Origin of the sequence: Bacillus sp. GB_SG_008 (assembly GCF_052038115.1) — a bacterium.
Classification (GTDB): Bacteria; Bacillota; Bacilli; order Bacillales; family Bacillaceae_G; genus Bacillus_A; species Bacillus_A rhizoplanae.
In genome coordinates this window covers 1-22199 of record NZ_JBPZSK010000014.1, presented here as the reverse complement: position 1 = coordinate 22199, position 22199 = coordinate 1, and the positions used below count along the sequence as shown (strand labels likewise).

Annotated in this window: 18 protein-coding genes, 2 tRNA genes and 2 pseudogenes; 5 read left to right on the top strand and 17 right to left on the bottom strand. The window is 39.0% G+C overall.

Annotation, left to right across the window (positions count from 1 at the left end):
• Nucleotides 1-33: 33 nt before the first annotated feature.
• Both ACTDJC_RS21460 and ACTDJC_RS21455 read right to left on the bottom strand, forming a co-directional pair.
• A complete protein-coding gene (locus tag ACTDJC_RS21460; protein ID WP_098309312.1) occupies nucleotides 34-732 on the bottom strand; it encodes a response regulator in 699 nt (232 codons plus the stop codon).
• Nucleotides 722-2323 (bottom strand): ATP-binding protein, encoded by a 1602-nt coding sequence (locus ACTDJC_RS21455; protein WP_440604636.1) that lies wholly within the window; start codon nucleotides 2321-2323, stop codon nucleotides 722-724. Before ACTDJC_RS21455 ends, ACTDJC_RS21460 begins: the two co-directional genes overlap by 11 nt.
• A gap of 88 nt (nucleotides 2324-2411) precedes the next feature.
• On the opposite strand from ACTDJC_RS21455, the gene ACTDJC_RS21450 reads away from it, so the two are divergent.
• The 4 genes from ACTDJC_RS21450 to mug all read left to right on the top strand — a co-directional run bounded on the left by ACTDJC_RS21450 (nucleotide 2412) and on the right by mug (nucleotide 6446).
• Nucleotides 2412-3482 (top strand): TRAP transporter substrate-binding protein, encoded by a 1071-nt coding sequence (locus ACTDJC_RS21450; protein WP_440604635.1) that lies wholly within the window; start codon nucleotides 2412-2414, stop codon nucleotides 3480-3482.
• Nucleotides 3483-3858: 376 nt separating this feature from the next.
• Nucleotides 3859-4008 (top strand): six-cysteine ranthipeptide SCIFF, encoded by a 150-nt coding sequence (gene scfA, locus ACTDJC_RS21445; RefSeq protein WP_440604634.1) that lies wholly within the window; start codon nucleotides 3859-3861, stop codon nucleotides 4006-4008.
• 103 nt (nucleotides 4009-4111) lie between these two features.
• The gene (scfB, locus tag ACTDJC_RS21440) at nucleotides 4112-5518 is read left to right on the top strand and encodes a thioether cross-link-forming SCIFF peptide maturase (protein WP_440604633.1); all 1407 of its coding nucleotides are present in this window, start codon (nucleotides 4112-4114) and stop codon (nucleotides 5516-5518) included.
• 421 nt (nucleotides 5519-5939) lie between these two features.
• Nucleotides 5940-6446, top strand: a complete 507-nt coding sequence (gene mug / locus ACTDJC_RS21435; RefSeq protein WP_440604632.1) for a G/U mismatch-specific DNA glycosylase — start codon at nucleotides 5940-5942, stop codon at nucleotides 6444-6446.
• Nucleotides 6447-6584: 138 nt separating this feature from the next.
• Here the strand turns inward: mug and ACTDJC_RS21430 are convergent, their stop codons facing one another.
• From ACTDJC_RS21430 to ACTDJC_RS21420, 3 genes are all read right to left on the bottom strand, one after another.
• On the bottom strand, nucleotides 6585-7442 hold the full coding sequence (locus ACTDJC_RS21430; protein ID WP_440604631.1) for a putative protein N(5)-glutamine methyltransferase: 858 nt from the start codon (nucleotides 7440-7442) through the stop codon (nucleotides 6585-6587).
• A 291-nt stretch (nucleotides 7443-7733) separates the two neighbouring features.
• On the bottom strand, nucleotides 7734-8114 hold the full coding sequence (locus ACTDJC_RS21425) for a VOC family protein (RefSeq protein ID WP_098309319.1): 381 nt from the start codon (nucleotides 8112-8114) through the stop codon (nucleotides 7734-7736).
• A gap of 470 nt (nucleotides 8115-8584) precedes the next feature.
• Nucleotides 8585-9769 (bottom strand): FAD-dependent monooxygenase, encoded by a 1185-nt coding sequence (locus tag ACTDJC_RS21420; RefSeq protein ID WP_440604630.1) that lies wholly within the window; start codon nucleotides 9767-9769, stop codon nucleotides 8585-8587.
• Nucleotides 9770-10120: 351 nt separating this feature from the next.
• Here ACTDJC_RS21420 and ACTDJC_RS21415 point away from each other — a divergent pair, with 351 nt between their 5' ends.
• Nucleotides 10121-11557, top strand: coding sequence for an APC family permease (locus tag ACTDJC_RS21415; RefSeq protein WP_440604629.1), 1437 nt, complete (start codon nucleotides 10121-10123; stop codon nucleotides 11555-11557).
• Nucleotides 11558-11830: 273 nt separating this feature from the next.
• On the opposite strand, the gene ACTDJC_RS21410 is transcribed toward ACTDJC_RS21415, so the two are convergent.
• From ACTDJC_RS21410 to ACTDJC_RS21355, 12 genes and pseudogenes are all read right to left on the bottom strand, one after another.
• On the bottom strand, nucleotides 11831-12202 hold the full coding sequence (locus ACTDJC_RS21410; RefSeq protein ID WP_440604628.1) for an iron chaperone: 372 nt from the start codon (nucleotides 12200-12202) through the stop codon (nucleotides 11831-11833).
• A gap of 22 nt (nucleotides 12203-12224) precedes the next feature.
• A pseudogene (locus ACTDJC_RS21405) lies at nucleotides 12225-12407 on the bottom strand (iron chaperone); the annotation flags it as partial.
• A 2-nt stretch (nucleotides 12408-12409) separates the two neighbouring features.
• Nucleotides 12410-12538, bottom strand: a pseudogene (locus ACTDJC_RS21400) (SDR family NAD(P)-dependent oxidoreductase); the annotation flags it as partial.
• A gap of 262 nt (nucleotides 12539-12800) precedes the next feature.
• Nucleotides 12801-13334, bottom strand: a complete 534-nt coding sequence (locus ACTDJC_RS21395) for a chloramphenicol phosphotransferase CPT family protein (protein ID WP_440604627.1) — start codon at nucleotides 13332-13334, stop codon at nucleotides 12801-12803.
• Nucleotides 13335-13542: 208 nt separating this feature from the next.
• The gene (glmS, locus tag ACTDJC_RS21390) at nucleotides 13543-15345 is read right to left on the bottom strand and encodes a glutamine--fructose-6-phosphate transaminase (isomerizing) (protein WP_440604626.1); all 1803 of its coding nucleotides are present in this window, start codon (nucleotides 15343-15345) and stop codon (nucleotides 13543-13545) included.
• A 485-nt stretch (nucleotides 15346-15830) separates the two neighbouring features.
• A complete protein-coding gene (gene glmM, locus ACTDJC_RS21385) occupies nucleotides 15831-17177 on the bottom strand; it encodes a phosphoglucosamine mutase (RefSeq protein WP_440604625.1) in 1347 nt (448 codons plus the stop codon).
• 2 nt (nucleotides 17178-17179) lie between these two features.
• Nucleotides 17180-18520 carry a CdaR family protein gene (locus tag ACTDJC_RS21380; protein WP_440604624.1) on the bottom strand — a complete coding sequence of 447 codons (1341 nt, stop codon included), beginning with the start codon at nucleotides 18518-18520 and terminating at the stop codon, nucleotides 17180-17182.
• Nucleotides 18513-19337, bottom strand: a complete 825-nt coding sequence (gene cdaA / locus ACTDJC_RS21375; protein ID WP_098309328.1) for a diadenylate cyclase CdaA — start codon at nucleotides 19335-19337, stop codon at nucleotides 18513-18515. Before cdaA ends, ACTDJC_RS21380 begins: the two co-directional genes overlap by 8 nt.
• Nucleotides 19338-19542: 205 nt before the next feature.
• Nucleotides 19543-20436 (bottom strand): arginase, encoded by an 894-nt coding sequence (rocF, locus tag ACTDJC_RS21370; RefSeq protein ID WP_440604623.1) that lies wholly within the window; start codon nucleotides 20434-20436, stop codon nucleotides 19543-19545.
• Nucleotides 20437-20595: 159 nt separating this feature from the next.
• Complete coding sequence (locus ACTDJC_RS21365; protein WP_098309330.1) at nucleotides 20596-21747, bottom strand: glycerate kinase; 1152 nt, start codon at nucleotides 21745-21747, stop codon at nucleotides 20596-20598.
• Between the two features lie 296 nt (nucleotides 21748-22043).
• Nucleotides 22044-22116 (bottom strand) — tRNA-Ala (locus tag ACTDJC_RS21360).
• Nucleotides 22117-22122: 6 nt separating this feature from the next.
• Nucleotides 22123-22197, bottom strand: a tRNA-Gly gene (locus ACTDJC_RS21355).
• Nucleotides 22198-22199 lie beyond the last annotated feature (2 nt).

Sequence of the window (22199 nt, the reverse complement as noted above, 5' to 3'; positions counted from 1 at the left end):
ATGGTCATAACGAATATTTTGTTCATTTTGGTCTTAGTTTTTCATTTCATGAAACACATAACGATTAATTGGTCTTCCAACTCCACCATATTGAACTGCCAAATGAATTACGCCGCTTTTTTCTAAATAATCCAAGTAACGCCGGGCCGTAACTCTAGCTATCCCAATTGCACGTGCCACTTCTTCGGCAGAACGAGGTTCTTCTTGCTTTTTTACATACGTTACAATTTCATTTAATGTAAATTCGTTCAAGCCTTTTGGCAAATTGCTCACAGTTTTCTCAGAACGCCCAGAATATAGTAATAAATCTAGTTGCTCCTGCGAAATAACCCCAGAATCTCTCAAACTCGTTCTATATTGGCGGTACTTCTCTAACGCTTGCTGAATACGATACAACTTAAAAGGCTTAATGATATAGTCTAGAGCTCCATTTTGAAGCATGAGTTTAATTGTTTCCCTATCTTTAGCAGCAGAAACAACAATTACATCCGTTTCTAATTCTTGCTTTCGAAATTCCTGCAGTACTTTAATACCATCCTTTTTAGGCATAAAGATATCCAAAATAACAAGATCTGGATTCATTTTTTTGACAAAACGAATCCCCTCCTCACCATCGCTTGCAACAGCTATTACTTGAAACCCTTCTACACTTCTTATAAATTCTTTATTCACTTCCTGAACCATTGGATCATCTTCTATCAACACTACTTTAAATTCCTCTTTACATGCCATACAATTCCGCCTCCATCTCCATTGGAAAAGTAATGATAAAAGAAGTTCCTTCATCTTGAAAAGATGAAATCCTAATTTCTCCTCTTCCCTTTTCAACAATTTGTTTTACTAGAAAAAGACCATAACCTGTCCCGTTACGCTTATTCACAGTAAACCCTTTCTCATATACCCTTGGTAAATGCTCTTCTTTTATTCCGCAGCCATTATCTTCAATTAATATTGCACATACGTCCTCTGACTGCTCAATACTAATATCAATTCTTTTATTCGCGGCCTCAATTTGTTCAAATGATCCGAATGCATTTTCTATTAAATTTCCTAATAATACAACGAAATCGTGTTGATCTAATTGGTATGGAAAAGCCTCCAAATAATTATTTTGATCAATAACCACTTGAATTCCAAGCTCTTTTCCTCTACTAACCTTACTTAAAAGCAGACCTGCAACGGCATCATTTTTAATTGTCTCATTTAAAAAATTTGTTACATTTTCCTGTTCTTCTGAAGTGTTATATGCAAGTTGTAATGCCTTATCAGCTTTACCGAGCTGAATTAAACCTGCTATTGTATGAAGCTTATTCATATGCTCATGACTTTGCACACGCAATGCCTCTACAAAGTTCTTCACTCCAGTTAATTCTTCCGCAAGCTTTGTTACTTCGGTACGATCTTGGAAAATTGCCACAGCTCCAATTAATTCCTTCCCCTTCTTAATAGGGATACGATTACTTAAAATAACCTGCCCGCTGACTTTTATCTCTTCATTGTATACTGCCTGATTTTTCTCCACGATTTCTGGAAGCCTTGTATCCTGTAATACTTTACGAATAGGCTTTCCTACAACATCTCCATCTACATGAAAAACTTGCTTTGCTTTCTCGTTGAAAACCGTAATAATTTCTTGATTATCAATCGCAATCACACCCTCATTCATGGAATGGAAGGTTGCTGTCCTTTCTTCAAATATCCGTTTAATTTCATATGGCTCTAACTGAAACATTTGTTTTTTTATATGATTAGCGAGCATTAATGAACCTATCAATCCAAATATTAAAGTTAATATGACTATAAAAAGAATTTCTCCTCGTAATTCAACCATAATCCCCCAAAAGCTTGGTATTTTGTTTCCCACAACGACAACACCGATTTGGTTTAAGTCTTGATCTTTAATGGGCATAAACGCACGAATTACAGTACCTATTTCTCCCTTTGCTTTTGAAAAATAAATATGTTCTGCAAATGCAGGTTCTTCATCTGCTCCTTTTGAAGGTTTCCCGATCATTTCTTTCACAGGATGCGAGTATCGAACTCGTTCCATATTCATAACTACAATATAATCTGTTTCATTAATTACTCTAATCTTTTCAATAACAGGATTTAATGTAACCCATCCATTTGTTTCTTGAAGAGCCCTCTTTACATCTGACATTTCTGCTACCGTTCGCGCTGTATTCATAGATCTAATTCTTAATTCTTTCTCTTCTTTTTGTTGAATATTTGCGATTATAACCCCTCCACTAATCATGAGCGAAAATATAACTACTGCATAAGAAAGAATCGTAATTTTCCAACGGATTGGTAATTTCCTCACTTTTGGCCCTCCTTTCCTCAAAAAGCATCTTTACGAATAGAAATCTTCTCGATATGCTTACAATAACAACCTCAAAAGGAGAACTAAGATGAAAAAAGCAGCTACTTTTATACTCCTTTTCATCACTTTAATTGCAAGCGCTTTATTTATTAAATATCAGGGTTATTTTTCTCAAAATACACTCTCATACGATGATGAACAAGAGGGACTAGAAGACCAAATCGTCTTTAAATTTAGCCATGTTGTAGCCGAAAACACACCAAAAGGACGTGCTGCCAACAAATTTGCTGAACTCGTTGATGAAAAATCAAATGGTAAAATAAAAATAGAAGTCTTCCCTAATGGAAGTTTATATTCTGATATAGAAGAATTTCGTGCTTTAAAATCTGGGCAAGTACAAATTATTGCTCCCTCTACATCAAAACTTGGAGCGTTCTCCCCTGAATGGGGCGTACTTGATTTACCATTTGCTTTTTCAAGTTATGAAGCCTTACAAGAAGGCCTAAACGGAAAAATTGGGGAACAATTACTTCAATCCTTACAAAAAGATGGAATAAAAGGGCTTGCCCACTGGTCCAACGGCTTTAAACAAATCACTTCAAATAAAGGACCCATTTATACACCCGAAGATATAAAGGGACAATCTTTTCGCATCATGCAAAGTAATGTAATCAAGTCCCAATTTGATTTATTAAAAGTTCACACATATCCTGATTCATTTAACTCTACATATCAATTAATTGAATCAGGAAAAGTTGATGGCGAAGAAAATACCATTTCAAATATCTACTCTAAAAAATTCTATAACGTCCAAAACTATTTGACAATTACTAACCATGGGTATTTAGGATATGTTGTCATGATGGATCAAAAAACCTGGGACAAACAAACGAAAAAAACAAAGCAAACACTAATGGAAGCAATGGAAGAAACGACTGCTTGGAATAATCAACAATCCATTCAAATGAACAAAGAACAACTTGAACTCATGAAACAAAACTCATCAATTCAAATTCATGAATTAAACGACGAACAACGAAAAGAATGGGAAAAGACACTATCACCTATATACGACCAACTTGCTCCTACGATTGGGGAGAATTTGATGGAGGAGTTGAAGGAATTACAGCGGAAGTACGAAACACATGTTCCGCAATAGCAAAACTCATAAATATTCAAGGATAGATACCTAAAAAAATTCGTCCTTTCTTAAGAAAGGACGAATTTTTTATTATAACAGGGAATCCCAAATCATAATTACATGCGAACGTTACGCACTCTCGAAATTCTTCAAATCGTGATGAAGAAAAAGTAGAAACGAAATCAAGTGGATTTTCCGCAGTATCAAGACATCAGGAATGATTGACGTGAACCCGCGGTGTTGTTAAAATTATTGTTGGAATTAATGTGAAAGGATTCACAAGTTTTGACCTTCATTGTGAAATTATTCACAAATATTACTTCTTAATGTGAAAAGTTTCACATTATTTAACTCTTATTTCTTCAAAAAACATTTTAAAAAGGAGTTGTGCGTTATGAAAAGAATCGTAACACTGAGCACTCGTAAACTGAAGGATACCGCAAAACACGGTGGATGCGGTGCATGCCAAACATCTTGCCAATCAGCTTGCAAAACGTCTTGCGGAGTTGCAAATCAGAAGTGTGAAAACACAATGAGCAGATAGGAAATAAGAAATGTACCGCCCAACTGCTTTCCAGATGGGCGGCAATTTTTATCCCGCTAATAGAAGTTTCACTTTATGGACAAAAGGAGTTTGATTATTAAGTATGATTCATCAATATAAATTAAATGGATACAACATCGTGCTGGACACCTATAGTGGATCGGTGCATGTTGTCGATGACCTCGCCTATGAAATCATCGGGCTTTATGAGAATACTCCTGCAGAAGAAATCGTGACAATGATGCTGGAGAAGTACAAATATGATTCCAACATCTCCGAGGGGGACATTCGCGAAACAATCGCGGATGTCGAAGAGCTAAAAAATGATGGACAACTCTTTACTGAGGATGAATTTAAGGACCTCTCAATCGATTTGAGAAATCGTCAAACTTATGTAAAGGCTCTCTGCCTCAATGTCGCGCATACCTGTAACCTATCATGCGAATACTGCTTCGCCAGCCAAGGAAAATATAACGGAAACAGAGCAATCATGAGCTATGAGGTTGGACAAAGAGCCATCGATTACCTATTAGAAAACTCCGGTCATCACCGAAACCTCGACGTCGACTTCTTCGGTGGAGAACCACTCATGGCATGGAAGGTTGTCAAACAGATTGTCGCTTACGCAAGAAGCAAAGAAAAAGAGCACAAAAAGACTTTTCGCTTCACCTTCACTACGAATGGCATGCTGCTGAGCGATGAGATCACCGATTTCTTGAACGAGGAAATGTACAATGTAGTACTAAGTCTTGATGGAAGAAAAGAGGTTCATGATCACCTTCGCAAAACCGTCACCGGAAAAGGAAGCTACGATTATATCGTTCCGAAATTCCAGGAATTCCTCGAAAAGCGTGGAGACAAAGAATACTATGTACGTGGAACCTACACTCGCAACAATGTCGACTTCACCAATGATATTTTTCACATTGCAGATCTTGGTTTCGACAAGCTCTCGATGGAACCAGTCATCTGTGATCCACGTGAACCATATGCGCTCACTGATGAGGACCTCCCAGAGATTTATAACCAGTACGAAATTCTCGCCAAAGAAATGCTAAAGCGCGCGGAAGAAGGGAATGGCTTCACCTTCTATCATTACATGCTTGACCTCTCAGAAGGTCCTTGCATCCAAAAGAGAATTTCCGGCTGCGGCTCAGGAACGGAATATCTCGCTGTCACACCATGGGGCGAACTCTTCCCTTGCCACCAGTTCGTCGGCGATGAAGAGTACAGCATGGGAAACATCTGGGATGGAATTACAAAACCAGAAACGCAATGCCAATTTAAAGAAAACAACTGCTACTCGAAGCCGGAATGCCAAGACTGCTGGGCGAAACTCTACTGCAGTGGCGGCTGCCCTGCCAATGCGCTGCATGCAACCGGCTCCCTCAATGGAACTTACGACTTCAGTTGTGACATCTTCCGTAAGAGAGTCGAATGTTCCATGATGGTTAAAGTAGCTGAATCCATTAGAGGTATGGAGCAAAGTGAACAGGCCATAGTGGAATAAACATAAAGATGCCAAAAGAGGCTGAGACATAAATCAGAAAAAATCTGGTTTATGCTCAGCCTTTTTGAAAATATTTCAATGTCTTTGTTTAAATTCAAGAATTCACATCCTGATATGTCTATCCTTAGAACAGCCTAAATCTATCTCTAAAAACACGAATGATAAAAACACTTTTTCAGTCTATAACTTTTTTAACAGTCCAATATTTTATAGTCTAAAATACTTTGTGTGTAATCGAAAATACCGTTAAGATAGCAACCAGAAGCATCATGAATTTTGTTCGTTTTTGATTCACTTAAACTTCCCCCTTACATCTTTCTATAGACAGTTTAATCCAACACACTGAGAAGAAACTAAAAGGGTTGTGGTAAAATAAAAAAACTTTATCAGTTTGTATTCCATATAAGGAGGCTGTGTATTCTTGAAACCAGTTAATGATCATATTAAAAAAGGGTTAAAAATTTTGTTTGTCGGCTTTAATCCAAGCATTCGCTCAAGTGAAACAGGGCATCACTTCGCCAATCCTAATAATCGTTTTTGGAGAATTCTCCATGAGGCGGGACTAACACCGAGAAAATATGATGCTTCGGAAGACTATAAATTATTGGATTTGGATATGGGTCTTACAAACATAGTAGCAAGACCAACTAAAGCAGCAGGTGAGATTACCAAGGACGAGTATAAAAAAGGAAAAGAAATTTTAAAACAGAAAATTACACAGCTAAAGCCCGAAGTAGTCTGTTTTGTTGGGAAAGGCGTTTATCAAGAATATAGCGGTCGAAAGGTAGCACCATGGGGAAAACAGCCTGAGTCAGTCATACCTGGAACAATCGATTTTGTTGCCCCCTCCTCAAGCGGGTTGGTAAGAATAAGGCTTGAAGAAATTGTGAAGATCTATAAGCAGTTGGCTAAATTAGTATGCAAGTAAGACATCGATAGGTATTTAATACGGTCGTTTTTTTGCAATATAAGGGTATAGACAAATGCAACAAAAAATACACAGGCTTGTCAGCAGTTATCCCCCACCTATCTTCTTTGTTTCCCTCTAAATCTTGAGGTGGGGGTCTTACCGCCCGTTAATGCGGGATAAACAGGCAGGCCTAGTTCCGATGACAACGGTGGCATCCAGTTCATTAGAACAGGCCACCTGCGGTATCAACCCATTACGAGCGAAGATCTCGACAGTTTGCTTTGCCTGCCGTTCACTAGTCTCGACCAACAAGTGACCGCCAGGTGCCAGCCAATCTGGCGCCGCAGCCGCCAACCGTCGCTGGACATCAAGCCCATCCACACCTCCGTCAAGTGCCACACGCGCCTCATGTATGCGAGCCTCTGAGGGTAGTATCCTAATCATCTCAGTAGGTACGTAAGGTACGTTGGCGACCAGGATATCGACGCGGCCCCGCAGTGTAGCAGGCAGCGGCTCGTAAAGGTCACCTTCGTACACGTGACCACCGGTAGCAGCGACGTTGCGCAAGGCGCACTGCACCGCGGCGGGGTCGATGTCGGAGGCATATAACTCAATCCGTTCCTGCACTGCCGCCAGCGCGGCCCCCAACGCGCCCGAACCGCAGCACAAGTCAACCACGACAGCTCCTTGCCGCGTGAGGGCGGCGGCCTGGCGGACGAGAAACTCTGTGCGGCGGCGAGGTACGAAAACGCCCGGGTCCACCGCTATCCGCAGACCGCAAAACTCCGTCCAGCCGATAACGTGTTCGAGGGGCAAACCAGCTACTCGCCGGTCCACCATGGCGGCGAGATCATCCAGCGTCCTGGCCGTAGAAATGAGTAACCGTGCCTCATCTTCGGCGAAAACACAACCAGCAGCCCGAAGCTTAGTAACGATGGCTGTACAGACGATATCTCCATGAAAACCGCCACAATTGACTTTCTCGAAGTTCAAAGATGCTTTCCTTGAGTCCATAAGTTCCCCCTCATTCCTATCTTCATAATCTGTCCGTTAGCTTACTTAATGAATTAAATTGCAGTTCAGTTTAATCTGTTTTTCCAGTCTACAACTTTATTTTCATCGGACACTTGGAACTGGAATTTTTCTTATTACTCTTTATAAAAAAACACACCAAAGGAGATGTCATCATGAGATCCCAAAGGTGTGTTCTTAAGTGACTTTATTTTAGATTAAATAACTTTATTGCCCCTCAACATCAAAATGACTAAAATTCATTTTCATGTTTGTTCCCTATAATTTTGTGAATTACTTTTTTTCCATAACTGCAAAATAATTGTTTTCATTATCAGCAAAGTTAAATACTCTACCAGAAGGCATACTTACAATTTCTCCGACTGTGATTTCTTTATCCGATAAATCTTTATATAACTTATCGAGATTTTCCGTAAAAAACATCAGCGAAGGTGTGCCAAGATTTAATTCAGGCTGCATTTTAGCAATTAATTCTTTATTGTGAAGAATGATACTCGTTCCTGCTTCCTTTGTTGGAGAAATTTCAATCCATCTAAATCCTTGGCCGTTATCTTCTTCAGAAACTACACTAAACCCTACTTTTTCTGTCCAAAATTGCAATGCCTCATCTTGATTATTTACATATAGCATAATTTGACCGACTTTATTAATCATTTACTTTGCCCACTTTCTTCTATTTGTTTTTACTTAATAATTATACAAGAACATACGTTCTAATGCAATTTCAATTAGAATTACTTTCATTGATATATCTTTGCTGTATTCCCTATAGCTATTGAATTACCTAGGTTCAATTATTTTCTCTCCTTAAAATAATGCCCTGTACTTTACCTAATAAATTCAATGTAATTATAGTGAAATCCTTTTGCTGCTAAACTACCCCTTTAGTTAAATAAAAAAGATCCTATAAAACAGGATCTAAGCAAGCTTTAGAACATCGTAACATTTTTTAAAACGTCGCGACTTTATGCAAATGTTACTTTAAAATAAAGTTTGTTCAAAATACGTTCTTAAAATATTCTATTGGATCATTTTTGTAATCCTTCCCCCATTAAAATGCTCGATTACGGAAAATCAACAATATTATGAAAGGTGTACTGAAACTCCCTTCCTAAATATCTATATTAATAATCTTTCAGTTCAATTTCATTGGAAGCTTTCACTATCATTTTTGTAATCATCTTGAACATTGCGCTCATAAGGAAGGGGACACGCAACATTAAATTGCGCAGCAAGATTTTGGAGCTTGAGCTTTCGATCATGCCTCCAGCAGCTGTTAGCCCTATTTTTTGATTTTTCTCAACAAAATTTCTCATCTCTTTTTCATAGGCAACAAAGGCACGGTCGTAATTTCCATGCGCGGCTTTCAGTTCACCAGCTAGGACATAAGCTCCGACAAGTGCGAGGCTAGAGCCTTGACCCGAAAGTGGCGATGGGCCATACGCCGCATCACCTACCAATGTAATCCGCCCCTTTGACCATGTCGGCATATGAATCTGGCAAATCTCATCAAAGTAAAAGTCTGTCGCCTCTTCCATAGTTTTGAGTAGATACGGAGTTTCCCAACCCGTATCACCTTGGAAAGCATTGTCTACAAGTTTCTTTTGGGCTTCCACGTCATAGCGGTCGTACTTCAGTGCCTCTGATTTGAACACGAACATACCCTTTGCTTCAGTATTATCACGGGCACTATACATACCTACAGTTTTGCCTGGCATCGTATAAAGCAGCTGGCGGTGGTCGATGTTAAGGTAATTCTCGAGGGTAAAAATCGAGATATAACAGCCAAGAGTATGCTTAAATTGTTCTTTGTCACCAAAAATTAAGGTGCGCACATTAGAATGGAGCCCGTCCGCACCGATGACCAGATCGAATGTCTGCGGCTCGCTACGAATAAATTGGACTTCTGCACCTGCTTCAGTCTCATGTATAGCGGTAATCGAGTCGTCCCAAATATATTCGACCGTATCCTTGGTCAAGTCGTACAAAATATTACTAAGGTCCTCGCGCATGATTTCGATATCCAGCCCCTGCTGGTTTCCCATACCCGCTTCGCTTATTTTACCTTCGATTTTGCCTTTGCTGTTCACGAAGTAAACACCGGTCATGTGCGTGTCAGCTGCACGAACTTGATCGAGAATCCCCATCCGCTTAAGCACCGTAATGGCTACACCACGAATATCAACACCATATCCACCTGGGCGCAATGCGGGCGCACGTTCTATTACAGTCACGTCGAAACCATAGCGGTGAAGCCAGTAAGCTAGTGCCGGCCCAGCAATGCTCGCACCGGAAATAAGGACGCGCATCGTTTGTTCACTCCTATCCTAATTAAAGTCATACAACATATCCACAGTATATTCACGGCCTATTTTATTTATGTAACGCAGTAAAATAATAGAAATCTAATTATTTAACAAAACGACGGAATATGAAATTTTGAATAAACTATGCAAAATTTCATAAAGGGACAACATTTTAAACAATGAAGAGCTTACAAAGTTCAAGCATGACGCGAATTGTATAATTGGTATGGTACTTGCAATAGAGGAGAGTGAATAAAACTGCTCAAAAAAGACTGAATTTTCAGTCTTGAAGGAAAGGAGGGAAATAAGCTAGGAGAGTATACAACGCACAGGAAAATCGAAAGGGGGCTTTTTATGCAAACAAAAATCAAGCAGGAAACGAATAACATGGAGCAATATCACTACAAGCAAGAATTACAGAGGTCCTTAAAGTTTTTTAGCTCTTTTGCAGTCGCGTTTTCATTTATGTCTATCACAACGGGCATTTTCACAAATTTTGGTTTTGTTTTAAATAATGCGGGACCCGCAGGTATTTGGACGTGGCCAATCGTATTAGCAGGACACTTGCTTGTCGCTCTTGTTATTGCCGAATTGGCAGGAAGAATGCCACTCAGCGGCTACTCGTACCAATGGGTGACGCGACTGGCAAATCAAGGATTAGGGTGGTTTTCCGGCTGGCTTGGATTTTGCTTTTTTGTCATTGTCATTCCTGCCGTCGATTTCGGCCTGTCTCCACTCATTGCTGATGTATTCGGCTGGAATATCGGGGGAAAAACCCTTTTGTATATTGCACTCGCAACCCTACTGCTACAGGCTGCCCTCAACATATTTGGCGTAAAACTGGCTTCTCGTCTCAATGACATTGCAGTATATACCGAAGTGATCGGTATGGTGGGCATTCTTGTTATTCTTGCTGTTGTTGCGCTATTCACAACTCCGAATTGGGATATGCTAACAAATATTGGCGAGCAGAAAAGCGGCACGTTCCTTGGCGGCTTTGTGATTGCTATGCTAATGGGATCTTGGACCATGGTCGGCTTTGAAGCCGCGGCGAATCTTTCGGAAGAAACAATTGACGCGAGTAAAAATGTACCACGTGCTGTATTTTTCGCGTTACTGATTGGTGGTATCATTGGGTTTGCTTTTCTTTTTACTGTTACAATTTCCATTACGGATTTAGCCGGTGTGACAGCTTCTGCCAACCCGCTTCCACTTATTATTAAAACAAAGCTCGGCCAATTCATCGGCACTTTGTTTATGCTTCTTGTTATCATTTCCATTTTTGCATGCGGATTAATCGGAATGGCTTCCGCTTCCCGTATCATTTATGCCATGGCGCGGGACGATGTATTTTTTGCTTCACGTTCTTTTAAAAAGGTGAACCCAGGAACATCCGTACCGGTAAATGCGATTTTGCTTGTATTAGTTCTCGATATTATAGCGATCCTATTCTCTGATTCTTTAACTTTATTAGTCGGATCAACATCTGTTGTTCTTACCGCTTTATACTTCATAACAGTTTTGGCTTACTATTTGCGTAGAAAAGATTTGCCTGACGCGGAGACGTTCAATTTAGGGAAATGGAGAGCACCTGTCACGTATGGCGCTTTAATATGGCTCGTGTTCGAAATGGGGGTATTGACTATCCCCGATATGTTTCATGGAGTGGCAATTGTAGGCGGAACACTATTTGCAACGGGAACTCTTGTATATTTTGCGTTATTCCGAAGCAAGATTAAAGCAGGAAAAATCGGGATTCAAAATACAAACATTGATCAAGGGCACTCGTAAGCAATCCCCACATTACTGAAGTGAAACCTGAAAATGGACAAACATCAAAACACTGAAATTACCTGTTCGCTATATTCTTTAGTGGACAGGTAGTTTCATTTTTCTTGAATTCGCGCACAATTAATTGTAGTAATTAAGTGTTTATCCCAGATTTAAGTTTCAGTTTTATAAAAAAGTTTGATTAAAATTAATTGAACCGACCCCCGAATAGTGGACACTTTAAAAAAAGTAGACCTATTCGAGACTCGTTTCACCCCTAATAATCCAATTGTTTTATTTCCGCCAAAAAGTTGAACAGTCTGCCTTATCCAAAATATTAAACTCGATCATTTTCCCTAGCAATTCGTAATTTACTGGCTCATTCCACGGAATTCGAAACAAGCCTTTGGTAGCACTGTAGCCAGCTTGTGCAATGTCATCGGCAAAGTGCGCAATGCCTACTTCTTCGGGTGAAACGCTCAAATGATGTTTCGCTGTGGAAAAGCCGATGATAAATGTGCCGTGATCGGAGAACATTGGCGTATTCCACTTGATTTGCGGTTCCAAATTTGGGAATTTATTAGCAACCCACGCCAGAATTTCCTCTGTTCGGTCGCGGTGGTCAGGGTTATCGATACCTGCTAAATATTTTGCAAAGACTTCCATGTCTTCCTCCTTCGATATTATGCTATTGCCGCCAAAAATTTGAATTCTCAGCCTTATCCTTGATATTAAATTCAATTATCTTCTCTAGCAATTCGTAATTAACTGGTTCAGTCCATTGAATTCGGAACAAGCGTGAAGAAGCGCTGTAGCCAGCTTGGGCGATTTCATCGACAAAATGCACCATTGTCTCTTCTTCGGGTAAAATTTTAAATCATTTAAGGAATGCTCATTAATATCGCATGCAATTACTGAAGCACCTTCACTTAAGCACTGTTTAACAATTTCTTTTCCAATTCCAGAAGCTGCACCTGTTATTATTTTTTTCTCCGTTTCAATTCTATATAACCTCAAATGCTACTATGAAACCAATTGTAACATGCCCCTAACCCTTTTACCTTTTTAAATAACCACTGTTACTTTAATAAAAATAGCTGCCTAATTTGGCAGCTGGTTCTTAAAGTAACGCGCCCTAAACATAAAGAAAAATCACAATGCTTATTGAAGAATTGCGCCCGATTGCGGAAGACCGTTCTGTACATCTGTAATTGAGAGATATTGCAGAAATGCCCCCGTTTGCTTAAAAACATCTCGTAGGTTCTCATGGGGTGATTTTTTGCCAGATAATTCGGGCACATTCTTCTGGCGATGTCTTTGTTGTGTCGACTTTGATGTCATAATGTATGCCAACGTGAACCGAAGTCGCTTGTGAAACTGCCATTCCCGCAACGCGGTCCGCTCGTTCCCTCTCACGAGCGGATGCCATAATAGGGTCACAGAAAACACCAACCCACAGCACCTGCAACCCTTCCAAGGCAGCTTTCCAACGATTACAAGAATCTACTCCGCTAATGAAGACATCGTCGATAATCACTCGGGCTCCTCTACGGACCATCTCACCAATACCGTACATCCATGCAGATTCTAATGTACGAAATTCCGTACCTGGACTGACAGACCCATCGTCACCGAATTTAATTCCACTGTCTGCTTCCATCATTGCATCGGGCATGGCGTCGATTAAATCGTCGATACTGAACCTTAACCATGACGTTGGCAATGAATTTTGAAGACATTTTGCAATAGTGGTTTTCCCGGAACTCGATCCACCATTCAGAATAATTACATCTACCATACCTTTAACCTCTCTTTGGAACATAAGCTTAAGGGCTTCTTATGTCGCTATGCTGTCCTTTAAACTTAATAACAATTATGTCATTTTCACAAGAGTTATTCTAGAATATGGCCCGATTGCGGAACAAAAAAAGTCCTGCATATCATACAGGACTTTTAATTAAACTTTATTGTAAATCAACACAAATATCTATCAAATTACCAAACTCTTACTCAACAGTAACTGACTTAGCTAGGTTACGAGGCTTATCAACGTCACACTCACGGTGAAGCGCTGCATAGTATGCAATTAGCTGTAATGGAATAACTGCTACAAGCGGTGCTAGTGCTTCGTGTACAGCTGGTACGATGAAGCGGTCGCCTTCCATTTCTAAGCCTTTCATTGCGATGATGCAAGGGTTTGCTCCGCGTGCTACTACTTCTTTTACATTACCACGAATACCTAAGTTTACGTGCTCTTGAGTAGCAAGTGCGATAACTGGTGTGCCTTTTTCAATTAGCGCGATTGTACCGTGTTTTAACTCTCCGCCAGCAAAGCCTTCTGCTTGGATGTAAGAGATTTCTTTTAGCTTTAATGCGCCTTCTAAACCAACATAGAAGTCAACACCGCGGCCAATGAAGAAACAGTTGCGTGTTGTTGCTAAGTATTCTTTTGCAATTGCATCCATTTCATCTTTTTGATTGCAAAGTACTTCCATTGCGTTTGCAACAAGACCAAGTTCTTGGATTAAATCAAAATCAACTGCTAAGCCTTTTGCCTTTGTAATGTCAGCTGCTAAAATCGCTAGTACTGCAAGCTGTGCTGTGTATGCTTTTGTAGAAGCTACTGCGATTTCTGGGCCAGCATGTAATGGTAATGTATAATCAGCTTCACGAGACAGTGTAGAACCTGGCACGTTTGTAATTGTTAATGCTTTATGTCCCATTTCATTTGTTTGCACAAGTACTGCGCGGCTATCTGCAGTTTCACCACTTTGTGAAATGTAAATAAAGAATGGTTTTTCTGTTAATAATGGCATGTTGTAAGAAAATTCACTTGCTACATGTACTTCTACTGGTACTTTTGCAAAACTCTCAATGAATTGTTTTCCAACAAGACCCGCATGATAACTCGTTCCACATGCGATAATATAGATACGGTCACTTTCTAAAATCGCATCACGAATCTCTTTATCTAGTTCGATTTCGCCATCTTCATTTTGGTACTTTTGAATAATATTACGGATTACAAGCGGCTGTTCATCAATTTCTTTTAGCATGAAATGAGGATATGTTCCTTTTTCAATGTCACTTGCATCTAATTCTGCTGTAAATGGTGCACGATCAATCGTTTCACCTTGTAAATTTTGAATTGTAATCTTTTCTTTTGTTACAAGAACCATTTCTTTATCCATTAGCTCGATAAATTGATCTGTAACTTGTAGCATTGCCATTGCATCACTTGCAACAACATTAAAGTTATCTCCAGTACCCACTAATAGCGGGCTTTTGTTTTTAGCAACATAAATCATGTCTGGGTTTTCTGCATCAAGTAATGCCAAGGCATATGAGCCGTGTAATAATGTTAACGTTTTACGGAACGCTTCTTCTACCGTCAAACCTGTCTCCACTTGTTTTTCTACAAGCTGAACGATTACTTCTGTATCTGTTTCACTTACAAAGTTCACATCTTGAAGATATTCATTCTTTAATAGCTCATAGTTTTCAATTACACCGTTATGCACAAGGGTAAAGCGCTCTGAAGCACTTTGATGTGGATGTGCGTTTACCTGACTTGGTACACCATGAGTTGCCCAACGTGTATGACCGATTCCCACGTTAGCTGCTACATTTTCATCCACGATTTCGCGAAGCTTTGCAATGCGACCTTTTTCTTTAAATACAACAACACCATTCGCCGCTTGCACTGCAATACCAGCTGAGTCATATCCGCGGTATTCTAGCTTCTCTAAACCTTTTAATAAAATTTCCTTTGCATCTTGTTCCCCAATAAATCCTACGATTCCACACATGTTTTGTCGCCGTTACAACATACTTATGTTCTCACATAAACATGTAACGACATATTCCGATCCTTATTATTCATACACAAAAAACGGATTTTACATATCGCTAGCTTTGTAAGCTTGTAACGGCTTTCACCTTCCTCTCTCTTTGGTTTCAGTCCGTATACTTCATACTGCTAGTGTAATCCGTTCCTCTTCTCTCATCACACTTTCACCTTTGTCCATTGAGTCACCCCAATGCTTTAAGTAAAAGTTTTCGGTTGTGATGAACAACCGGGAGCCATCCGCCGAAATCTCGATAAACTCCTCCTCGTCAACTACGTCTCAGGTAGTTCTGGCGCTTCTTACTTCAATCTATTTTGCCGAGAAAAAGAACAAAATCATCTTATAACAAATGGAATAAATCGTCAATGAATTTTTTTTCATTGCAGATAAACATTCTATGCAAAAGGAGCACATTTTGTGCCCCTTTTTATCATAAAATCCGCCTATTATTCAGCTCCAACTTCTGCTTTTACAACTTCTACAATACGGCTTACGTATTGATTACAAAGATCTTGTGTTGGTGCCTCTGCCATAACACGAATTAATGGCTCTGTACCAGAAGGACGAACAAGAATACGCCCATCACCATTCATCTCTTCCTCTACAACACAAATGATCTCTTTAATTTTTTCATTTTCTAATGCTTGTTTTTTATCTGTTACACGAACATTCACAAGTAATTGCGGGAATTTTTTCATTTCACTTGCAAGCTCAGATAATGATTTTTTCGTCATTTTCATAATGTTAACAAGTTGAAGTGCACTTAACATTCCATCGCCAGTTGTAATGTAATCTAAGAAAATAATATGACCAGATTGTTCACCGCCAAGGTTATAGCCACCACGTTTCATTTCTTCCATTACGTAGCGGTCACCAACAGCTGTTTGATCACTTGTAATGCCATTTGCTTCTAATGCTTTATAGAAACCTAAATTACTCATGACTGTCGAAACAACTGTATTATGTTTTAATTTTCCAGATTCGCTCATATATTTTGCACAAATGTACATAATTTGATCGCCATCAACAATATTTCCTTTTTCGTCAACAGCAATTAAACGGTCACCATCTCCGTCAAATGCTAGACCGATATCAGCACCTTTTTCTTTCACAAACTCTGCTAATACTTCTGGGTGCGTAGAACCTACGCCCTCGTTAATATTCATACCATTTGGCGCTGTTCCCATTGTGGAAATATCCGCTTCTAAATCAGCAAATAAATACGGTGCTAAAGAAGATGTCGCACCGTGCGCACAATCTAATGCGATATGTAAGCCCGCAAAATCTTCATCTACAGTTTGTTTAATGTATTGTAAGTATTTTTGTCCGCCCTCAAAGTAGTCATTTACTTGACCTAATGCTGTACCCACAGGACGTGGAAGCTCATCTATTTCTTTATCTAATAATGCTTCGATTTCTTCCTCTTGCTCGTCTGTTAATTTAAATCCGTCTGGACCAAAGAACTTAATTCCATTATCTTGTACAGGATTATGAGATGCAGAAATCATCACACCAGCTTGCGCGTCTAACGCTTTTGTTAAGTATGCAACTCCAGGGGTAGAAATAACACCAAGGCGCATTACTTCTGCTCCAATTGATAATAATCCAGCTACTAAAGCACCTTCTAACATATGTCCGGACACACGTGTATCACGGCCGATAATAACTTTTGGACGCTCTGTATTCTTTGTTAATACGTAGCCACCAAATCGCCCAATTTTAAATGCTAATTCTGGCGTTAATTCTTTATTCGCAATACCGCGTACGCCGTCAGTACCAAAATATTTTCCCATTACTATTCGCTCCTTCTTTCTTGCTCATTTCCTTGATCCGGCTTCTGCACCGGCTGCACCGGCTCACCTTGTACTTCTTTTCCCGTTTCTTCTTTCTTTGCAAGTTCTACCTTCGCATTTTTTTGTTTTAATTCTAATGTGACATTATCGGGACCAGTAATTTGAATTGGAACATCATGTGTTCCTACATCCATATTTCCTAAATTAATTGATGCTTTAATCTGTGCTGCATTTACCTTTTCTACAGCACTTGCATCCCCAAAAATATCAACACTGATTTTCCCATTTGCCGGGTCTAATAATTTCATTGTTAATAAATCCGATAATCCATTTACCTGCAAAGGAATACCGTCTATTGTTTTGCTCTGTTGCTTTTGTACTTCAACTGTTACCTTTACTTGACTAGGTTCTGCTTTTGTAACACCTTTTGGTAAAGAAACAGAGGCATCGAAGGTTGTAGACTCTGTAATTTTACTTAAGTCTACTTCGACGCCATCAAGAGATGTAATCTTATCAAGTACTTCTTTTGAACCATAAATCGTTACTTCACTTGGTTCAACTTTTATATTCGTTACAGATATCCCTTCTTGTAAGCTCCCTTTTTTCGTTACACCCAAGGGAACCGTTTTTGAAGGTGATGAAGATGAAGATGAAGATGAAACTGGTATGGTGACATTGACAGTAGAAGAACCTGTTTTCAAATCCAAACGATTCCCATCTTTATCATACAATACAACTTTCGCTTCTTTTGTGATCGTTTTATTAACATCCTTCAAATCGACATACGCTCGCACAAGTGCAATTCGCGAAAGCTCTTCCTCTGTACCGGCTACTTCAACAGTACTTGGCTTTACAATAGGTTTGTCTACAATCGTTCCTGCCTGTAGTTGGTTCTCATTTAAATACTTTACTTCTACAGGAAAAGATTTTACTTCTTTCTTTTGAATTGTAACTTTTATTTTCGCTGGCTGAACCTTCAAATGTAAATTGCTCGGAACTCCACTATATTTTAAAGGGATCTCATATGTCCCCGGTGTATACCCTCGCAAATTGACAAATACCTCATACTGTCGTTTTACTTTAGCTGCAGCTACAACATTATTTTGTCCTTCAAGAGTGACTGTTACATTTTCTGGAATACCACTTACAATATACTTATCTTCGTCATAGTAAGCAGATACCGGAACTCCAGATATTGTTTCTGTTGTATCTCCTACCGGAAAAGGCGATGGATTAAAATCACCTGATACATTTTTATCTAGGTTTGTTGACATATAAAGCATAATTGCCAACAATAATGAAATTCCCCTTAAAAACCAATGGTTATCCATTAACTTATCCATGACGTTTTCTCCTCCAGTTCCATAAAGATGAAGAAGATTCTTTTATATTTCCACTTAGCTCTTTCATAAGCATTTCCTTTAATTGTTCACTTTTCAAATCACGATGTAATTCACCATTTTTTGTTAAGGAAATTTGCCCAGTTTCTTCTGATACAACAATTGTCAAACTGTCTGTTACTTCACTTACTCCCATTGCTGCCCGGTGACGCGTTCCTAATTCTTTAGAAATAAACGGGCTTTCTGATAATGGTAAGTAACAACCGGCTGCTTTAATAATATTCCCTTGCATAATGACCGCCCCATCATGAAGGGGCGTATTCGGTATAAAGATATTAATTAATAGCTCTGATGAAATATTTGCATTTAGTGGGATTCCTGTTTCAATGTAATCTCCCATACCAGTCTCTCTAGCCATTGTAATAAGCGCACCAATCCGACGCTTCCCCATATATTCTGTTGCCTTTACAACAGCATTGACGACAGACTCCTGTTCATCATCCTCTTTATTACTTCCACGTGAAAATAAACTTCCTCGTCCAAGCTGCTCAAGGGCACGTCTTAACTCTGGTTGAAAAATGATAATAATCGCTAAAAATCCCCAAGTTAATGCTTGATCCATAAGCCATTGCAAAGTATGCAATTCAAAAACATAACTTAAAATGCGAACAATAATAATTACCGTAATCCCTTTCAAAAGTTGTACAGCTTTTGTACCACGGATTACAAGAATTAATTTATATATAACAAACCATACAAGGCCAATATCTACTATAGTGCTGAGATATTTCAAAAAAACATTCATATCTCCAAAAGGCATTCTGACCCTTCCTCCATCTATATGTAATTTACAACAATTAGTTAATTATAACATACATTATATGAACTACAATTTCAAACCTCCTTCCTAAACCTGACAATACAATCGTTAGATATCAGACTTTAAAAAGGGAGGTATTAACATTCTTTGTTGCTGTACCTTTATTTTAAAATAAAAAAAACAGCTTTTCAGCTGTTTTTTTAAATTATTTCAACTTTTCACCAAATAAAGATCCCATTAATGCAACGGCTGCAATTGCAGTTTTATTTCTTTCATCTAAAATTGGATTCACTTCCACAAACTCAGCAGATGTAATAATACCTGATTCAGCAAGCATTTCCATCGCTAAATGGCTTTCACGATACGATAATCCACCCATAACCGGAGTACCCACGCCAGGTGCATCATGTGGATCGAGACCATCTAAATCTAAAGATAAATGTACACCATCTGTATGTAATAAGTATGCAATTGTTTCTTCCATAACTGCCGTCATTCCCATACGATCAATTTCATGCATAGTGAAAACTTTAATACCCTCTTTTTGAATAAATTCTTTCTCTCCATCATCTAAAGAACGAGCACCAATGATAACCACATTTTCTTTTTTCACTTTCGGATACTCACCGTATAAATTAACAAGTGATGAATGACCATGTCCTAAGCTTGCAGCTAACGACATGCCATGAATATTACCAGATGGAGAAGTTTCTTCTGTATTTAAATCTCCATGCGCATCATACCAAATAACGCCAAGATTTTTATAATGTTTTGCAATTCCAGCAAGTGTTCCAATTGCAATGCTATGATCGCCGCCCAATACAAGCGGGAAACTTTTTTTCTCAATAATAGTATCAACTTTACTTGCCAGTTCGTTACATACTTTTACAACTTGTTCAAGATTTTTTAACTTTTCATTTTCATTTATTTGAAATTCTCTTTCAATACATATATCCCCTAAGTCTTCCACGTTATATCCTATATTTTGAATTCTTTCAACAACTCCAGCATAACGAATTGCACTCGCTCCCATATCAACACCGCGGCGCGTTTGTCCTAAATCCATTGGTACTCCCACAATTGAAACTTCTTTCTTCATAGATGATCTCCCCCTTTTATGCTTTCACTAAATATTTTAAATCTTTTCTATTGTCTGACTCAACTTGACATTTTTTTGTATTTATATACACTTAATACAATATAAAGAAGTGATAAAATTAGATTTTCCCGTTAAAATATGCATAAAAAAAAACATCTCTTACGAATAGAGATGTTTTTGTAATCCAAGTTTCCATACAGCTGCAATATTTCGTGCTGTTATATAAATATTTTCTTTTCCCATTTCATACGCTTCTTCTAATGTCATTACTCCTGAAACAATGCTAAATACAGCATCAACACCTTCTTCATAAATAGGAGTATGATTCGAATGAACAGCTCCAGCAATTGCAATAACAGGAAGATTACGCTCTTTAGCACGTTTTGCCACTCCTATTGGTGCTTTCCCATACACTGTCTGTTCATCAATTCGTCCTTCTCCCGTAATCACTAAATCTGCACCTTGCAAATGAGCATTAAAATTCGTGTAATCAAGTACAATATCAATACCTTTTCTAAGGATGCCATGTAAAAAGGCGACGATAGCCGCTCCAAGTCCGCCCGCAGCACCTGCTCCTGGAATAAATTCAATATCAATATGAAGAGTTTGTTTGATTAATTGGGCATAATGCTTCAAATTACAGTCTAACCTCTCTACCATCTCGTCTGTGGCACCTTTTTGTCTTCCAAATACAAACGATGCCCCTGTTCCTCCTGTTAACGGATTCGCAACGTCACAAGCTGCTTCAATTTTAACCTTCTTTAAACGCGAATCTAACTGTGACATATCAAAATAAGTAATAGAATCTAAATTCCCACCATTCGGCTCTATAACACGATTATTGCTATCAAAAAAGCGCACACCTAAAGCGGATAACATTCCTGCTCCTCCATCATTTGTAGCACTTCCCCCAAGCCCTAAAACAATATGATGAACTCCTTGTTCTAGCGCGTGTAAAATGAGTTCTCCTGTTCCTTTTGTTGTCGTTAGGAGTGGATTCCTTTTATCAAGTGGAACATGGTGTAAACCAGAGGCAGCTGCCATTTCAATAAAAGCGGTCCGTTTATCTGAGGAGAGACCGTAAAATCCTTCTACTAAATTTCCTAATGGACCTGTAACAGGAATATTCACGATTCTTCCCTTTGTTGCATCAACAAGAGCTTGTACTGTCCCTTCCCCACCATCTGCAATAGGAATTTTTATATACTCTGCTTCTGAATATATAGAGCGAAAACCTTTCTCTACTGCTTCACATACTTCTAATGCAGTTAAACTTTCTTTATAAGAATCAGACGCAATGATAATCTTCACATGAAACAACTCCCTTTTACTGTATGAAAAACCATTAAACATATTACAAAATATATCTCGTTCTAATTTATCAAAAAATCAACAAGAAAACTCCATCTTCAAAATAAATAAGATAGCGGAATAAAGTAAAACTTCCATCAGTAAATCTCCATTCCCCACTGACTGAAAGCTCTATCATATCTTGTTTAACTTCTTAGAATCTTGAAATGAGAGTCTTACCGTACGCGAGTCGCGGGGGATAAACAAAAAAAAGCTTGAAATCCAATATTGGACTTCAAGCTTTTCTTTTATGTGTATGGAGCCTAGCGGGATCGAACCGCTGACCTCCTGCGTGCAAGGCAGGCGCTCTCCCAGCTGAGCTAAGGCCCCCCAAGTTGGAGCGGAAGACGGGATTCGAACCCGCGACCCCAACCTTGGCAAGGTTGTATTCTACCACTGAACTACTTCCGCAA

What these genes read in the sequence shown, in the direction of transcription:
- ACTDJC_RS21460 (WP_098309312.1), bottom strand. Translation starts at nt 732, where the DNA reads ATGGCATGTAAAGAGGAATTTAAAGTAGTGTTGATAGAAGATGATCCA.
- ACTDJC_RS21450 (WP_440604635.1), top strand. Translation starts at nt 2,412, where the DNA reads ATGAAAAAAGCAGCTACTTTTATACTCCTTTTCATCACTTTAATTGCA.
- scfA (WP_440604634.1), top strand. Translation starts at nt 3,859, where the DNA reads ATGAAAAGAATCGTAACACTGAGCACTCGTAAACTGAAGGATACCGCA.
- scfB (WP_440604633.1), top strand. Translation starts at nt 4,112, where the DNA reads ATGATTCATCAATATAAATTAAATGGATACAACATCGTGCTGGACACC.
- ACTDJC_RS21430 (WP_440604631.1), bottom strand. Translation starts at nt 7,442, where the DNA reads ATGGACTCAAGGAAAGCATCTTTGAACTTCGAGAAAGTCAATTGTGGC.
- ACTDJC_RS21425 (WP_098309319.1), bottom strand. Translation starts at nt 8,114, where the DNA reads ATGATTAATAAAGTCGGTCAAATTATGCTATATGTAAATAATCAAGAT.
- ACTDJC_RS21420 (WP_440604630.1), bottom strand. Translation starts at nt 9,769, where the DNA reads ATGCGCGTCCTTATTTCCGGTGCGAGCATTGCTGGGCCGGCACTAGCT.
- ACTDJC_RS21415 (WP_440604629.1), top strand. Translation starts at nt 10,121, where the DNA reads ATGCAAACAAAAATCAAGCAGGAAACGAATAACATGGAGCAATATCAC.
- ACTDJC_RS21410 (WP_440604628.1), bottom strand. Translation starts at nt 12,202, where the DNA reads ATGGAAGTCTTTGCAAAATATTTAGCAGGTATCGATAACCCTGACCAC.
- ACTDJC_RS21395 (WP_440604627.1), bottom strand. Translation starts at nt 13,334, where the DNA reads ATGGTAGATGTAATTATTCTGAATGGTGGATCGAGTTCCGGGAAAACC.
- glmS (WP_440604626.1), bottom strand. Translation starts at nt 15,345, where the DNA reads ATGTGTGGAATCGTAGGATTTATTGGGGAACAAGATGCAAAGGAAATT.
- glmM (WP_440604625.1), bottom strand. Translation starts at nt 17,177, where the DNA reads ATGGGAAAATATTTTGGTACTGACGGCGTACGCGGTATTGCGAATAAA.
- ACTDJC_RS21380 (WP_440604624.1), bottom strand. Translation starts at nt 18,520, where the DNA reads ATGGATAAGTTAATGGATAACCATTGGTTTTTAAGGGGAATTTCATTA.
- cdaA (WP_098309328.1), bottom strand. Translation starts at nt 19,337, where the DNA reads ATGCCTTTTGGAGATATGAATGTTTTTTTGAAATATCTCAGCACTATA.
- rocF (WP_440604623.1), bottom strand. Translation starts at nt 20,436, where the DNA reads ATGAAGAAAGAAGTTTCAATTGTGGGAGTACCAATGGATTTAGGACAA.